The organism is Synergistales bacterium (genome assembly GCA_021736445.1).
Taxonomy (GTDB): Bacteria; Synergistota; Synergistia; order Synergistales; family Aminiphilaceae; genus JAIPGA01.
Map to the genome: position 1 here is coordinate 67,137 of JAIPGA010000001.1, position 16,040 is coordinate 83,176.

Sequence of the window (16,040 nt, forward strand, 5' to 3'; positions counted from 1 at the left end):
ACGGCGCCGGGAACAACAGCGTCGGGAAAGGCCTCCCGTGAGGAGACAGAACCATGAAAATCGCATTTGTTTCGGATATCCACAGGGGAAGACAGCGGGGGCACTTTCGGGAACAGGGGCTTCCGTGGTATCTGGAAGCGGTGCTGTCCCGGGCCCGGAACCTCAAGAGGATCATCCAAAGTGGCGAGGAACCCGCCAGGTCAGAAGATGCGTTTCCTTCTCCGCTTTTGAAAGAGAGGGATCCGGAAAAGCTTGTCCAGGCGCTGATCCCCGAACACCTTGGACATTCGCGGCAGGTCGCCCGCCTGGCGTTGCTTCTCTACGATCAGCTGCAGGCCCAGGGCTGCCTTGCCCTTGGTCGGGAAGGGAGAGAGTGGCTCCGGTGCGGTGCGCTGTTGCACGATATCGGGTGGACCGGTGGTCAGAAGGCGCACCACAAACGCTCGCTCGGGATGATCCGGGAAATGCCCCTTGGCGCCCTCTTTGCGAACCATCGCGATCGGATGATCGTTGCCTCCATTGCCCGGTACCACCGAAAGGCCCTGCCGAGCAGCAGACACAGCCACTACGCCTCTCTCTCCAAAGCTGACCGGAAGAGCGTGGAGCAGCTGGGTGGTATCCTGCGGGTGGCCGACGGGCTCGACGTCAGCCACCGATCGGTGGTCCGCGATCTCGAGGTGCGCATGTCGGCAGAGACTGTCGTTCTTCATGTCGCGGCAGATCGGGATCCCATCCTGGAGCGGTCGAGAGCCGTTGAAAAGGGGACCCTCTTTGAAAAAGCCTTCGGACGGAATCTGGTGGTTCCATGAGCGTACGGGACAGGAGTATCCCGGCCATGGGCCGGGTTGTGGGGTTTCTCGATGTGGGGACAAACTCGGCACGGATGCTGGTGGTGCGGATCAACCCCAATCTTACCTTCCGGGTGCTGAGCCAGCAGCGTGAGGTGATCCGTCTCGGAGAAGGGGAGTTCCAGAAGGATCGCTTGCAGCCGGAGGCGATGGAACGGACGGTACTGATCTGCAAGCGGCTGGTGGAGATGGCGCGTTCCCTGCGGGCCGACGAGATCATCGCCGTGGCCACCTCGGCCACCAGGGATGCGTCGAACCGCGAGGACTTTCTCCGGAAGATACATCGGGGAACCGGTATGGACCTGCGCGTCATCTCCGGGAGAGAGGAAGCACGCCTGATCTTTCTGGGGGTCTCCAGGGCCCACCACTTCCCGCAGCAGGAAGCCCTTTTTATCGATATCGGGGGCGGGAGCACCGAGATCATCCTCGGCGACCAGCACGATTTCCACTACCTTGATTCGCTGAAGCTGGGCGCGATCCGTCTTTCCAACCTCTTTTCCCTCTCCGGATACAGCGGGCCGCTTTCGAATCAGGTCTACCAGAACATGAAACGCCACGTCCGGAACGCCGTCCTGCGTTCGGTGCAGCGGCTGCGCAACAGGGACTTCTCCCTTGCCTTCGGCAGCTCCGGTACCATCCAGAATCTCGCGGAGGTCGCCGGCAGGCATTTCGGCGAGAAAAAGAACAATGAAGGCCTGCTTACCCCTGAGATGCTGCGCAGAACCATTGAGCTCCTTCGGACGAAGACGCTGGAGGAACGGCGCAAGGTCGCCGGGTTGAATCCGGAAAAGGCCGACATCATCGTACCCGGCGCGAGCATTCTGGAGACACTGATGGAGGACCTCCAGATCCCTTCCGTCTCCGTGACCGACCGGGGATTGCGGAATGGCTTGCTGGTGGATTACCTGTTGCGGACGGAATTCGGCTATCTTGATTCCACAATGTCTGTTCGAGAGCGGAGCGTTCTGCAGCTCGCGCGTTCCTGCGGCTTTCAGGAGGCCCACGCACGACAGGTTGCCAGACTGGCGCTGACACTCTTCGACAGCGGGCGGGAGGCGGGGCTCTTTGCCTTCGGCGAGTGGGAGCGGGAGCTGCTCTATTACAGCGCGCTCCTGCACGATGTGGGGATGTTCCTCTCCTTCAGCGGCCACCAGGATCATACCTACTACATTATCCGGAATGCCGAACTCCTCGGTTTCGACCAGAAGGAAATCGGTATCATGGCAGCGTTGGGATACTATCACAGGAAGAAGTTCCCCAAGGCCAAACACACCCAGATGCAGGCGCTGGATAAATCGGGGCAACGGATTGTCAGGAAACTGGCGCTTCTGCTCCGTATCGCCGAGACACTGGACCGTAGCCACGGAAAACTCGTCGATCGGGCGGCCTTTCTCCGCACCGACGACGGCAGACTTACCCTGGAACTCTATGCCCCTGAGGGATGCGACCTGGAGCTCTGGGGGCTCGAAAACCACAGGAAACATTTTTTCAAGGCCTTCGAGGAGTCCTTCCGGACGCGGATCGTGCACAGGACGGAGGCAGTATCCTGAGAAGAAACCATTGCTGGTACAATACAGGCAACATACGCAATCGGGGAGGGGAACATCGTGCTTTCATGTGACCGTGTGCTACAGATTGTGGATACCCATACCGGAGGAGAGCCCACCAGGATCGTCGTGGGGGGGCTGCCCAGACTTCCCGGCAAGACGATGATCGAAAAGTGGGAATACGCCCAGGAGCATTGGCAGCATCTGCGGACCTTCCTTATGCACGAGCCGAGAGGCCATAACGATATGTTCGGGGCCTTTTTGGTTCCACCCACCGATCCGGATGCGGACTATGGGGTACTCTTCTGCGACGGCGGAGGCTTCCTCACCATGTGCGGCCACGGGTCCATGGGTGTGGGGACGGCCCTCGTCGCCCTCGGCACCGTAACGCCCACCCCTCCGGTAACCTCTGTGAAGGTGGAAGCCCCTGCCGGGATGATCGAGCTGGAGGTCGCCACCGATGAAAGCGGCCGGGCCGGCGAGGTCACCGTGAAAAATGTGCCCTCCTTTGTCTACCGGGGTCATCTGCAGCTTCAGGTCCCGGGTTTTGACAGCCCTGTGGACTACAGCATCGCCTTCGGCGGGAATTTCTTCGCCATCATGGACATCCGCCAGTTCGGACTCACGATCCGTCCCGAGCATGCCCACCGGATTCAGGAGCTGGGGATAGCGGTTCGGGACCAGATCAACGCCGAGGTCACGTCGGTTCATCCCGAACATCCCTCTATCAAGGATGTCAAGCTTGTCGAGTTCTACGAGCCCGGGGAGGGAGAGGCGCCCACGAGGAACGCCGTGGTCTTCGGAGAGGGGCAGGTGGACCGCAGTCCCTGCGGAACAGGCACCTCGGCGAAGATGGCGCTGCTCGTCCGGGAAGGGAAACTACAGCCTGGAGAGGAATTCGTCTACGAGGCGATCACCGGCTCCCGGTTTTACGGCAGGCTTGAAACCGGACCGACCGTTGGTGACTACAAGGCATACACGCCCTATATACGTGGCAGGGCCTTTGTGACGGCCTTTTCGCAGTTCTTCGTCGATCCCGAAGACCCGCTGAAAGACGGCTTCCGTCTGGGGTAGGTCTCGAAACACGCTGTCCGTGGTGGAATAAGCCGGGGGGAGGCCTGAAGGCCTCCCCCCGGCTTGCTGTATCCGCTGCGTTCCGTGATTCCTAGAAGGTCTCCTGCGCGGTCCGGGCGATGACCTCCTCCTGCAGATCCCTGCCGAGATCGCAGAAATAGTCGCTGTACCCCGCGACGCGAACAAGAAGATCCTTGTACTGATCTGGATGAGCCTGGGCGTCTCTGAGCATTTCCGTTCCCACTACGTTGAACTGGATGTGGTGGGAACCGAGACGGAAATGCGTACGGATCAGATCCGCCAGCTTGTCGAGCCCTTCTTCGCCTTCCAGGGTCTTGGGAAGGAAGCGCTGGTTCAGCAGGGTCCCCCCGGATTTGGCGTGGTCCATCTTACCCAGAGACTTGCAAACGGCGGTGGGCCCGCAACGGTCCGCGCCGTGGGCCGGAGAGGTGCCGTCGGATTCCGGGAAATGCGCCGGCCGTCCGTCAGGCGTGGCCCCCAGGACGGAACCGAAGTAGACGTGGCAGGTGGTGGAGAGCATGTTGAGATGGTATTTCCCGCCCTTGGTGTTCCGCCGCCCGTCAATGGTGTCGAAGAGGTCCTGATAGACCCGCTGCATGATGGAATCGGCGTACTCCTCGTCGTTGCCGAATTTCGGTGTTCTGTTGAGGACACGCTGCCGCAGCGCCTCATGACCCTCAAAGTTGTCGTGCAGTGCCTGGAGCAGCTCTTTCATGCCGACTCGCTGTTCCTCGTAGACATGTTTCCTGATGGCCGAGAGGCTGTCGGTGATGGTACCGATGCCGCAGCACTGGATATAGTTGGTGTTGTACCGGGGCCCTCCGTTGTTGTAGTCCTTACCTTTCTGGATACAGTCGCTGGTCACCACCGAAAGGAAGGTGGCCGGTGCGTACCGGGCGTACATCTGCTCGATATACTGGTTGACCCGAATCTTGAGGTCAATGAAGTACTGGAGTTGCTTCCGGAAGGCTTCGTAGAGCTCCTCGTAACCCTGGAACTGTACTGGGTCGCCGGTTTCGATGCCGATTTTCTTCCCCGAAAGCGGATCGAAGCCGTTGTTCATCGTTACCTCGAGGATCTTGGGCGTATTGAGATAGCCCGTCAGGATATAGGCCTCCTTGCCGAAGGCGCCGGTTTCGATACAGCCGCTGTTGCCGCCCTCCCTGGCATCTTCCAGGGTTTTCCCCGAACGCACCATCTCCTGGACCACCATATCGGTGTTGAAGACCGAAGGATAACCGTAGCCCTTCCGTATCACCTTGCCGGCGGCCTTCAGAAAGCTGTCCGGCGTCTTGCTGCTGATCTGGACATTCGTCCCCGGCTGGAGCAGGTGGATCTCGTCGATGACCTCAAGCATCAAATAGGAGAGATCGTTGACGCCGTCGGATCCGTCCGGTCTCAGACCACCGATGTTGATATTGGTGAAATCGTTGTAGGTTCCGCTCTCCTTGGCAGTGACGCCGACCTTCGGTGGGGCCGTGTGGTTGTTGAACTTGATCCACACACACTCGATCAGCTCCTTGGCCCGCTCTCTATCGATGGTTCCCGCTTCCACCTCTTTTTTGTAAAAGGGATAGAGATGCTGGTCGAAGTGACCGGGGTTCATGGCATCCCACCCGTTGAGCTCCGTAATGGTCCCCAGATGGACAAACCAGTACATCTGGATCGCTTCCCAGAGGGTTTCCGGAGCGTGAGCGGGAACCTTCCGGCATACCTCTGCGATCTGTCGGAGTTCTTTCCTTCGCTGGGGGTCCTCCTCTTCCTCCGCCATCTTGTCCGCCAGGTCGGCATGCCGTTCTGCGAAGATAATCGCTGCGTCGCAGGAGATGTCCATGGCCTTCAGTTCTTCCATCTTGTCGGTGGCCTCGGGATCGTGGAAGAAATCAAGAGTGGCGATGCTGTCGGCGATCTCCTGCTTGAAATCCAGCATGCCCTTCTGGTAGAGCTTTCCGTCCAGTGTGGTATGGCCTGGTGCACGCTGTTCCATGAACTCCGTGTAGATTCCGGCTTCGTAGGCATCCTTCCATTCGTCCGGGACATCGGAAAACACCCGGTCCCGCATGGTGCGCCCCCGCCAGTAGGGGATCACCTCTTCTTCGTAGGTGCGCACCATGGTCTCGTCCGTGTGGTACTGCGTGTTGTCCCGTTCGTTGAGAATGCGCAGATCTTCGGCGGAATGGCAGGTCAGCTCCGGGAAGGTAGGCACCACCTTGGGAGCCGGTCCGCGCTCCCCGACGATCAGCTCGTCAGGGCCGATGTAGATGGTCTTGTGTTCACAGATGTGTTTGAAGGACAGCGCCCGCATGACGGGAACCGAATACTTCCCTTCGTTTTCTCTATAGAACCGGGTCATCAGCTCGGCACGCTCTGTCGAGAGTGCCGGCTCCGCTTCGAAACTCCGCTGCCGCAACCGTGCAATCCGTTCGTTCATGATTACCCTCCAATCGTTACATACAATCCCTGTTCGGAGAGGCGGCGAGCCGCCTCCCGGACCTCGTGTTCCCTCGGTTCCGGCGTGTCTTCCATCGGATACCGCATATCGAGCCGTTCGTACTTGTCCCTGGCAGCCCGATGATAGGGGAGAATGCTGATCGGATGCCTGCAGGGCAAGGATTTGACGAAATCACTGAGCTGCTGGAGCTGCTCCGCGGAATCGTTGCAGCCGGGGATGAGAGGATACCGGATGTTGACCCCATGCCCCTTCTGAGACAGGATCCGTAGATTGTCCAGTATCAGCTCGTTGGACACCCCGGTCATACTGGTGTGTTCGTCTGAATCCATGTGTTTGAGGTCGTAGAGAAAGAGCTCAGTCTTTTCGGCCACCTCAAGCACAAGCTCCGTTGCGGCGTAGCCGGTGGTATCCACGGCACGGTGGATACCGACTCTGCCGCATTCCTCCAGGAGTTCCAGCAGAAACTGGGGCTGCGACAGGGGCTCTCCGCCGGAGAAGGTGGCACCGCCGCCTGATTCGTCATAGAACAGCGTGTCCTTCTGGATCTCTTTCATGATTTCCCCTGCCGAGACCTGCCTCCCCAGGAGCTCCCTGGCTTCGGTTGGGCACTGGTCTGCACAGAGGCCGCAGAGACCGCACCGTTCGGGGAAGGTGTAGACCCCTTTGGCCGAATAGGTGATGGCGTCGTTGGGACAGACGGCGATACACTCGCCGCAACCGATACAGCGTTCGGGACGGTAGACCAGCTGAGGCGAAAAGGACTGGCTCTCTGGGTTATGACACCACCAGCAGGCAAGAGGGCATCCTTTGAAGAAAACGGTGGTACGGATCCCGGGACCGTCGTGGATGGAGTATTTTTTAATGTCGAATATCCTACCCTCGGTCATAGATGGCCTCCTGTTTCTTTTTGTCAAGCTCTTCAAGACTTGCAAAGTAATATTTTTGAATATACTGTTCCTGTACCTGAAAGGACCAGTGGATATCCCGGATCTGCCTGGTGGCGCCCTGCAGGTCTCGTTGTTCCAGAAAGTGAAGCAGTGTGGCGTGTTCCCCCGTCGACGCGATCTCCCATTCCTTCACGAATCCCTTTTTTCTCGGGAAGTCGTAAAGCCGTTGTTTCAGCAGATTGACACTCTGATACATATCCGTATTGCTGCTCAGTGAGAGATAGGTGTCGTGGAAGGCGATATTGTGTTCGTGAAAGAGATCGAAATCGTTGTCGGCCAGAGCCGTCCGCATCCGTTCATTGTGGTTCGCCATCTTGTGGAGCGACGCCACGGGGATCTCATGGATCACCTCCGCGATGGCGGCTGCCTCAAGGGCTCCGAGGATCTGGTAGATATTGCGTATCTTGTCCAGGGTCAACGGGGCCACCATAACGCCCTTCCGTGGATAGGTGATGACGAAACCCTCTGTTTCCAGCTGGAGCAACGCCTCGCGGAGCGGTGTCCGACTGATGCCGAGCTCGGCGCTGATTGCGTTGAGATCGAGGAAGATGCCGGGGTAGAGATGCCCTCGGTTCATCTCTTGCCGAAGATAGTCGTACACCTGCTGCCGCAATGAATGCACCGATTTATAGGTCGTTGCACGAACCGGCATTCAGTCCACATCCCTTCCTGATATATCAGAAAAATATCACAAACGCCCGAGATGTCAATGAGCGATTCCCCCTGACAGGTGCATATTCCCGTTCAAACTGGCTTACCGGGGTATATTCCCCTTTTCCCGGTATTGCGGTCCAATGCTTCGGATGTTCTAGAGATTCGCCTCCTGTTTAACGATTGACAACAAAGGCCGGAAGGGATAAACTTGGTTCGTTATTTGAGAATTGAGTTTCCAAATAGAAAACTGGAGGCGCCATGAGTAGTGTTGAGAAGACCTGCCTGCTGCTGCGTTATCTTGGAGAGCCCCCTTTTGAATTCAGCCTCACTGAGCTTGCCGAACAGATCGGCACGGGCAAGAGCGGGACACACAAAATACTGCAAGCCATGAAAGCAAACAATATCGTCATCCAGGATCCCTCCACAAAGAAATACCATCTCGCACCGATCGTCCTGCGCCTTGGGAATGTGTACAGTCAATATAAAGGAATCCGCGAGATCGCAGAGCCTATCCTGGAACACATTAAGAACGCGACGGAGAAGAGCACATACCTCACCATCTGGGAAGGGGACCGGGCGTTCCCGGCCTATAAAAAGTGCCCCCCCGGGGGGATCTACGACTACCAGGATTTCATAGGCAAGAACATACCCTTCAATGCAGGTGCATCGGCACTGGTTATCTTTTCCTTCCAGCCCGAACAGACGCAGCGGTATCTCCTCGAGCAAAGCGAGATGACGGCGCGAACGCCGAAAACCATTGTTGACCGCGAGCATCTGCTTCGGGAATGTGCGGCTATCCGAAAACGGGGGTACTGTATTGAAGACGAGACCTTCAGCATCGGGGTGGTCAGTATCGCCGTTCCAATCTTCGACCGGCACAACATCGTGTGGGCATCGATCTCATTGGCCAGTTCCCGGGATCCCCATACCGGGGAGATGATCCCCCACTGGGCACAGGCCTTGCTTGATGGAGCCGAGGAGCTTTCCTACCAGCTTCAGTTCCGACATTAGAAAAAGACAGCAGTGCGGGATGTCTTGGAATAGGAGGTGATCAATGGAGAAGGCGTACACAGGCAACCAAGGCGGACGTGGTGTGAAAAGCAATGATTCCAAGAAAGCGGGGTATGTACGTATGAAACAGTGGAAGATCCTTGTTTCCTTTCTCTGCATTGGACTGCTGGTGGTAACCCTTGGTTTTGTAGCGACAGAGCAGGCGGCCGCGAAAGCCGACCTGACCATCAAGGTCGCTGGTATTTCTCCCAAGGAGTACCGTTCCACAGAAGGTCTCTACCGAATCGAGAAGAAGGTGGAAGAGGGGACCGACGGACGCATCCAGATGGAAATCTTCCCGATGAACCAGCTTGGAGACTACACCCAGGTGTTCGAGGAGATCCGCCGCGGAACCATCGAGATGGGTTTGATCTTCATCCCCAGTCAGTATGATGTCAAGCTTGAACTCGGTTCTCTCCCTTTCCTTGCCAAAGACGCCGACGGCATGCGGAAACAGCTTTCCCCGGGCTCCTATGTATACGGCGTGCTTGAAGAAACGCTGGATAAGCTGGGGGTCAAGCTGCTCCGCATTCAAGGCGAAGGGTTTATCGGCGTAGGTTCGAAGAAAGCCCCCAACGCTCCTGCCGACCCCACGGTGGACAAGGACATGCTGATCCGTATCGCACCTCTGGCCGTGTACAAGGAAACGGCAGAGGATATGGGATATCGGACGACGAATATCCCATATGCCGATACCTACAGCGCCATCCAGACAGGCGTATGTGACGGGTGGATCGGCGGTTCGGCGCGGATCAACTACGAGGTCTTCCGGGACGTCATCAAACACTACATTCCCTATAATTGCCTCTTTGACCAGACAGGCTATCTGGTCAACCAAAAGCTGTGGAACTCCCTATCTCCCGAAGACCAAAAGCTGATCACCGATGCCGTCAATGCCGAAGCCGACAAGAGCTTTGAGGACTGCAAGAAAGAAAACGAAGTCTACATGGAGAAGATGAAAGAGCGCGGCATAGAGATTGTCAATCTCACTGAAGAAGAACGCTCCGCTCTGGCGGAGTACATCCGGAACACCACCTGGCCCAAATTCGAGGACAAGTTTGGGAAAGACATGATGGACAAGGTGCGCGAATCGGTGCAGTAGTTCCGCGAGGAGTGCAATCGGCGGGGACCTTCCGGTCCCCGCCGATTGCTGCATTGGCATCACCGGCGAAATCCGGGAGGTGAAGGAATGTCCTTTGTGATGGCAATAAAGAATTCCATGGTGTGGAGATGGCTGGTGGGGTTGCAGCGGACACTGCTGGTTCTTACCAGCGTTTTTGTGGTACTCATTATGTGTGTTGAAGTAATGCTTCGGTATGTCTTTAAGTCAGATCTTTTCGGGATTGAAGAGATCGTGGTGGTGGCCTCCTTTTGGCTGTATTTTATGGGAAGCTCCTTTGGAGTGTATGAAAAAAGCCACGTAAAAGCAGACATCGTCCCACAGCTATTGAAGTATAAAGGTCGAATGGTTTTAAATCTAATGGTTCGAGCTACGGTTGCGTCGCTTTGCTTGATTTTTGCCTATTGGGCCATCGACATGGTGCGGTACAGCATTATATGGATGCCGAGAACGACAGGGCTGCGTATACCCATATTTATCTCTCAGCTTTCAATTCTGGTTGGGTATGCGCTAATGTCATTTTATTCTGTAATATATTTTTTCGAGGATCTCTTCGCATCCATTACCGGCGAGTGGCAGGACACCACAGGACAGGAGGATGAACGTGATGAGATGTGTGCGGTCTGATGCAGGGCGGCTTCCTGTGCACAAGTCATGGGTACACAAGAAATCTTCCACAGCCTACCGGCTCTGTTAGGGAGGGAAGACCATGGGTATCATAATTGCTCTTCTTCTTATCATTTTCACGCTTCCCCTCGGATTGCCCGTGCCGTTTTGCTTTATGCTCTCCACAACCTTTATGGTGATCGTCCAGGGATACGATCCGAGTTTCCTCCTTCCCTACGGGTTCAGTCAGATGAGCTCAATCGTCCTGCTCGCCATCCCTCTTTTTATCATGGTAGGCGGCATGATGGACAAAGGGGGAATCGGGTCGTCGCTCGTCAACTTCGTCGATGTTCTGGTGGGGCGTCTCCGCGGCGGCTTGGGCGTGGTGGCGGTTGTCTCCTGTGCCGTCTTTGGTTCTATCTCGGGAAGCTGTGCCGCGACGCTTTCCTGCATCGGTTCCATTATGTTTCCCCGACTTCGTGAGAGCAGGTATCCAATGGGGCACAGCGCGGCCCTTGTCTCCTGCGCGGCGCCTCTCGGGCTTTTGATCCCCCCGAGTTCACAGATGATCCTCTACGCCTGGGTGGGGCAGCAGTCCGTTCTGGCCTGCTTCCTCGCTACGGTGGGGCCGGGGATTCTTCTGATGATTCTGCTCAGTGCCCTCAATCTGTTTATGCTGCGAAACAATAAAGAAATCCACGTGATGGAGCCCATGCCTGTTACGCAAAAAATGCGTCTTCTGGGACGCCGGAGCGGTCAGGCTGCCCCGGCCCTGCTGATGCCGTTCATCGTCCTCGGGGGTATCTATGGTGGGATCATGACGCCCACCGAGGCGGCGGCGGTGGCTGTGCTGTACTCCATTCCAGTGGGGTTTCTGGTTTACCGAGGACTGAACCGGCGGAATATCGTTCAGGTGATCGTGGACACCGCAACCACCACAGGTGTGGTGATGCTGATGATGTACTGCATCATGATGCTTAGTCGTATTTTCATTATGGAACACCTTCCGACCATGATAATGAGCTTTTTGAGTTCAATCTCAACAAATAAGTACGTAATATTAATGATGATGAATATTTTTATGATCATTATAGGAATGATCATGGATGATGTCAGTGCAATGCTTCTCTGTACCCCCATTTTGCTTCCCGTTGCCACCCAGATCGGCGTGAGTCCGATCCACTTTGCCGCCATTATCGGCACAAATCTTGGTCTGGGGAATGTCACGCCTCCCACGGCACCGACCCTGTATTTCGGAGGGCGTATCGCCAAGACCCCGGTATCGCAGATGATGAAACCGGCGTTGGTGTTTATCATCTTCGCCTGGCTTCCAACGTTGATTGCAGTGACCTATCTGCCGGAACTGGCTCTGTGGCTTCCCCGCCTCGTCCTCGGAAGCTATATGTAGACACCGTTTCGGCTGAAGGTGACAAAAGGAGTGTTCACATGAGCACGATGTCGTATCTCGGGGAACGTCCTGTTGCTGTTCTGGGAGGAGGCGCCACCGCCCGGGGGCATGCAGCGGCGACCGCACTCGCCGGCAGGGAGGTCCGACTCTACGAATTGCCGGAGTTTTTCGACCAGTTGGGGTGTATCAGGGAAAACCGGATGATCCGTCTGGGGGGGCTCCAGCAAAGTCTCTATGGATTCAAGAGGGAAGGGGAGGCCTTTGTCGACTGCGTCACGGACAGCATGGAGGAGGCCGTCGCCGGGGCCGGGAATATCATCGTCAGCTTTCCCGCTGTTGGCTACAGGGCCTTTCTGGAAAGGCTGATTCCCTATCTTGAAGACGGTATGGTGGTGCACTTTACTACGGCCAATTTCGGAAGCCTGCTGATGCGGAAGATGATGGAGGAAGCAGGGTGTACCAAGGATGTCGTCGTCGGGGAGTGGAGCAGCCAGCCCTTTGGCATCCGAATTTGCAGCTCCGGCGGGCAGCAGCTTCCCGAGATGAACATCAACTACTGGGCCATCACCCTGCGCTGCGCGGCGTTGCCCCTGGACGACCAGGAACGGTTTCTGGCGTCAAAGACCTACCTGCCCTCACTGGATTCCGTGGTGCACCCCGTTTCCGGGGATACCGTTGCGGACGTCTGTTTCAGCAACGTCAATCCGATCCTCCACTGTCCAGGTACCCTTCTCGGGGTAGGCGTCATGGAGAACTGGGGAAAGATCTTCGGCGCTAACAAGTATGACTTTTCTATCTATTCCCACGCCTACTGTCCATCTATTTCGCGCGTCCAGTATGCCCTATACTGCGAGGAATGCCGGATTGCCGAGGCTCTGGGAGTTGGGATACAGCCTTTCGAGGAAGCAGAGTTCTTCTCCCGTTCCAACATATTGGGCTCTGAGCACATGGGCCCCAAATACTGCATTCCTTTCGAAGAGCAGTACCCCAGCGCAATGGGGACAGGGCCTTTTTCCATCCAGAACCGGTATATCACCGAAGATATCCCCGTAGGATGCCATATCTACTATCAGCTTGCCAGGCGGTTCGGCATCGAGACTCCGGTGATCGCGTCGATGATCACACTCGCCTCGATTATGGCGGAGCGGGATTTCTGGAAGGAGGGCGTGACCCTCGAGGATCTCGGTATCGGCGATATGGACAGCAGCGCTCTCAACCGCTACCTCCGACAGGGTGTCAGGTAACCCTTCGCGGGACACCGCCGTGGTTGAGAGAATCCTGGAACAGAGAAGTGCAAAGGACCAACCAAAAGGGGGCAACGGAAGAGATGTGGAGACAGGTAGCGGAGACAGCCTATCCGCTTTTGCTTGATCTTGTTTCGATCCCCAGCGTTTCACCCTCGGGGAAAGAGGAGAATCGAATAGCTGCATTTATCAGGGATAGAATAGCGCAGGAAGGGTATTTCCGCGAACATCCGGAGGATCTTCGTCTTCTGTCCTGTCCGCATGATGCGCTGGGGCGGCACTGCGTCTTCGCCATGGTGCGTTCGACGCACGAAACCCCCCGGACGGTGTTGCTGACGGGCCACATGGATGTCGTTGATACGGATGTGTACGGTCCTCTTCGGGATCTTGCCTTTTCTCCGGAGGAGCTCACCAAGGAAATCGGCAAGCTGGACCTTTCGGACCAGGTGCGTTCCGATCTGGAAAGCGGGGAATGGCTCTTCGGGCGCGGTGTCGCCGATATGAAGTGCGGCGTAGCGGTGGAACTGGCCTATCTCATGGCGGCAGCCAAGGACCCCGCCGCACTGCAGGCCAATGTTGCCGTCCTGATTGTTCCCGATGAAGAGAACAATTCCGGCGGCATGCTCTGTGCGGTCCCTCACCTCCGGAGATTCCGGGATGAGGAAGGTCTGCGCTTTCTGACCTGCATCAATACGGAACCTACAGTAGGAACAGCAGAGACGGCAGGTCCGACCATCTACCGGGGATCTATAGGGAAGATCAACCCCTTCTTCTTCTGTCTGGGTCGTGAAACCCACGTGGGGGAGTATTATCAGGGGTTGAGTGCCGCTCCGATTGTCTCCTACATCAACCTGATGCTCGACGGGAACACAAAATACGCCGACCAGTTTAACGACATCGCCTATCCACCCTACGGCTGCCTGAAACAGCACGACCTCCGAGACGAGTACTCCGCTTCCATCATGACAAGGGCGGCCGCCTTCTACAGTTACCTGACGGTGACAAAGCTTCCCGGCCAGATCTTGGAGGAGATGCGCGGCATTGCCTGGGAGGCCCTGCAGCACACCCTGGAACGGCACAAAGCCTTCTCGGGGAGATTCGCCTCCATGCGCGGCATGGAGGCCGCCGAGCCCGAATGGAACCCCAAGGTGTTGAGCTATGGGGAACTCAAAAAAGAGGCAGAAAAAGAGCAGGGGATCTCTGTCGCCTCGATCGCCGCGGAGATCGCCGAACATTCCGCAGGACAGCTTGACGAACGCGAAATGGCCCTCCGGCTGGTCGAGCGGCTGGTCGACGGCTGTGATCTCCGCGGCCCTCTGGTGGTACTCGGTTTCCTGCCTCCCTTCTATCCGCACAGAGCGAACACAGGTCGCTCTGCCGCCGACAGGCAGCTTGATCAGGTGGTAGACACACTGGTAACCTACGCGGAACAGGACACCGCCACTGCCGTGGAAACCATGGATTTCTTCGAGGGTGTCAGCGATCTCAGCTACTGCGGATTTCAGGCAGGCATGCAGGCCCTGGAACCTCTGGCGGACAACCTCCCGGGTTGGGGTCGGTACTATTCCTTCCCTGTAGATGACCTGGTGGCTCTCGATATTCCCATCGTCAACATCGGCCCTGTAGGAAGAGACGCCCACAAGGTATCCGAGCGGCTTCATGTCCCCTACGCCATGGAGGTACTGCCCAGGTTGCTGGACAAAGCAGTACATCTGATATCAGAGCAGGTGGCGAGGTAGTGGCGCCACCTGCAGCGGGGATCCAATTGTCAGGGATGGCCAGTGCCATCCCTGACAATTGGTCTGTCCTGCCAGGCCTGGGCATCGCAAATGTGACGGCCCTGCAGACTCTATGCTAGGCTATGGCACATACGCGCTGCCGGCTGCGTACGCAACATGCCGTAGAGTGTCGCATGAAGGGAGCTGGTGGAATGCAGCAAAGCTGGATACGGCAGAACAGGATGACAGGGGAGTGGGTGATCTTTGCGCCCTCCAGAGGGAAACGGCCCAGTGATTTCGCCATGGAAAAAGGATCTGCCGGGGGAACCGCGATCCCCTCCCGGAGTGAGACGTGCCCCTTTTGTCCCGGAAACGAAGACCAGTTGCCGGAAATCATCGATGAACACACCACCCGAAACGGACAGTCATGGCTGACCCGGGTGGTGCCCAACAAATTTCCCGCTCTGACACCGGAGAATGAGACGGGCAGGCACTACCAGGGCCCCTATATCTATGCAGGGGGGTACGGGAAACACGAGATTATTATTGAAACACCAGCGCACAACAAGGATATCCCCGATTTTGAGAAGGACGAGGCGGAAGCGCTGGTAGAGTGCTATATCAGCAGATACGCAGAGCTCATCGAGAGCCATGCCAACGCACTTGTGCTGATCTTTCGCAATCATGGCCGGAATGCGGGCACATCGCTGGAACACCCCCACTCCCAGATCATCGTTACAGGGATCGTTCCGCGAACCATACGCGACAAGGAAGAGATGGCACAACGGCACTATGACGAGACGGGTCGCTGTCTTCTCTGCGAGTTGACAGGTTACGAGCTCCAGAACAGGACGCGCGTGGTGGCCGAAAACGAACACTTTGTGACGTTCATCCCCTTCGCTGCCGAGGTCCCCTTTGAGATGCGCATCGTACCGAAGCGTCACGAAGGAGACTTCCGAAACCTCCAAAGCGAGGAACGGCGGGCCTTCGCCTCCATGTTTCAACATGTGCTGCAAGCGCTCCGCGAGGCCCTCCTCGATCCAGACTACAACTTTGTGATCAACACGGCCCCCAGATACAAACTGGACGAACCCCATGCCCACTGGTATCTCTTGATTCGTCCCCGGCTGACGACCCCTGCAGGCTTCGAGATCGGTTCAGGTATCAGTATCAACCCCTCTGTACCCGAAGAGGATGCACAATTCATGAGAAAACACACCCGTTAAACAAAAAACGTTGCCTTTTTGTTTGAAGAACTCTCCGAACAGCCTCAGCTGTAACAACAGTGCGGTTTCCGTGATTGGTGGTTCCGCCCAGAACCAGAGATACGAACGAAACGGACCGTCTGCTG

General features: G+C 56.8%; 13 protein-coding genes. 10 read left to right on the forward strand and 3 right to left on the reverse strand.

The genetic code is table 11. From position 1 onward, the window contains the following. Positions 1-53 precede the first annotated feature (53 nt). The 3 genes from K9L28_00285 (at position 54) to K9L28_00295 (ending at position 3,469) form a co-directional block, all read left to right on the forward strand. On the forward strand, positions 54-809 hold the full coding sequence (locus tag K9L28_00285) for an HD domain-containing protein (GenBank protein ID MCF7934769.1): 756 nt from the start codon (positions 54-56) through the stop codon (positions 807-809). Positions 810-835: 26 nt separating this feature from the next. Further along, positions 836-2,398 carry a Ppx/GppA family phosphatase gene (locus K9L28_00290; GenBank protein ID MCF7934770.1) on the forward strand — a complete coding sequence of 521 codons (1,563 nt, stop codon included), beginning with the start codon at positions 836-838 and terminating at the stop codon, positions 2,396-2,398. 75 nt (positions 2,399-2,473) lie between these two features. Continuing rightward, positions 2,474-3,469 carry a proline racemase family protein gene (locus K9L28_00295; GenBank protein ID MCF7934771.1) on the forward strand — a complete coding sequence of 332 codons (996 nt, stop codon included), beginning with the start codon at positions 2,474-2,476 and terminating at the stop codon, positions 3,467-3,469. A gap of 91 nt (positions 3,470-3,560) precedes the next feature. On the opposite strand, the gene K9L28_00300 is transcribed toward K9L28_00295, so the two are convergent. The 3 genes from K9L28_00300 to K9L28_00310 are packed head-to-tail and all read right to left on the reverse strand — an operon-like array spanning position 3,561 to position 7,541. Beyond that, on the reverse strand, positions 3,561-5,921 hold the full coding sequence (locus K9L28_00300; GenBank protein MCF7934772.1) for a glycyl radical protein: 2,361 nt from the start codon (positions 5,919-5,921) through the stop codon (positions 3,561-3,563). 2 nt (positions 5,922-5,923) lie between these two features. Next, positions 5,924-6,829: a glycyl-radical enzyme activating protein gene (locus K9L28_00305; GenBank protein ID MCF7934773.1), complete on the reverse strand. Its 906-nt coding sequence runs from the start codon at positions 6,827-6,829 to the stop codon at positions 5,924-5,926. Continuing rightward, on the reverse strand, positions 6,816-7,541 hold the full coding sequence (locus K9L28_00310) for a GntR family transcriptional regulator (protein MCF7934774.1): 726 nt from the start codon (positions 7,539-7,541) through the stop codon (positions 6,816-6,818). The genes K9L28_00305 and K9L28_00310 overlap by 14 nt, the downstream gene beginning before the upstream one ends. Before the next feature lie 260 nt (positions 7,542-7,801). Here K9L28_00310 and K9L28_00315 point away from each other — a divergent pair, with 260 nt between their 5' ends. From K9L28_00315 to galT, 7 genes are all read left to right on the forward strand, one after another. Beyond that, entirely contained in the window at positions 7,802-8,554 is a 753-nt protein-coding gene (locus K9L28_00315; protein MCF7934775.1) for an IclR family transcriptional regulator, read from the forward strand. Positions 8,555-8,675: 121 nt separating this feature from the next. After that, the gene (dctP, locus tag K9L28_00320; protein MCF7934776.1) at positions 8,676-9,695 is read left to right on the forward strand and encodes a TRAP transporter substrate-binding protein DctP; all 1,020 of its coding nucleotides are present in this window, start codon (positions 8,676-8,678) and stop codon (positions 9,693-9,695) included. Positions 9,696-9,782: 87 nt separating this feature from the next. Continuing rightward, positions 9,783-10,340, forward strand: coding sequence for a TRAP transporter small permease (locus K9L28_00325; GenBank protein MCF7934777.1), 558 nt, complete (start codon positions 9,783-9,785; stop codon positions 10,338-10,340). An 82-nt stretch (positions 10,341-10,422) separates the two neighbouring features. Further along, the gene (locus tag K9L28_00330) at positions 10,423-11,727 is read left to right on the forward strand and encodes a TRAP transporter large permease (protein MCF7934778.1); all 1,305 of its coding nucleotides are present in this window, start codon (positions 10,423-10,425) and stop codon (positions 11,725-11,727) included. Between the two features lie 38 nt (positions 11,728-11,765). After that, positions 11,766-12,971: an NAD/NADP octopine/nopaline dehydrogenase family protein gene (locus tag K9L28_00335; GenBank protein MCF7934779.1), complete on the forward strand. Its 1,206-nt coding sequence runs from the start codon at positions 11,766-11,768 to the stop codon at positions 12,969-12,971. Positions 12,972-13,054: 83 nt separating this feature from the next. Then, entirely contained in the window at positions 13,055-14,710 is a 1,656-nt protein-coding gene (locus tag K9L28_00340; protein MCF7934780.1) for a M20/M25/M40 family metallo-hydrolase, read from the forward strand. A gap of 191 nt (positions 14,711-14,901) precedes the next feature. After that, positions 14,902-15,915 (forward strand): galactose-1-phosphate uridylyltransferase, encoded by a 1,014-nt coding sequence (galT, locus tag K9L28_00345; GenBank protein MCF7934781.1) that lies wholly within the window; start codon positions 14,902-14,904, stop codon positions 15,913-15,915. Positions 15,916-16,040: the final 125 nt, after the last annotated feature.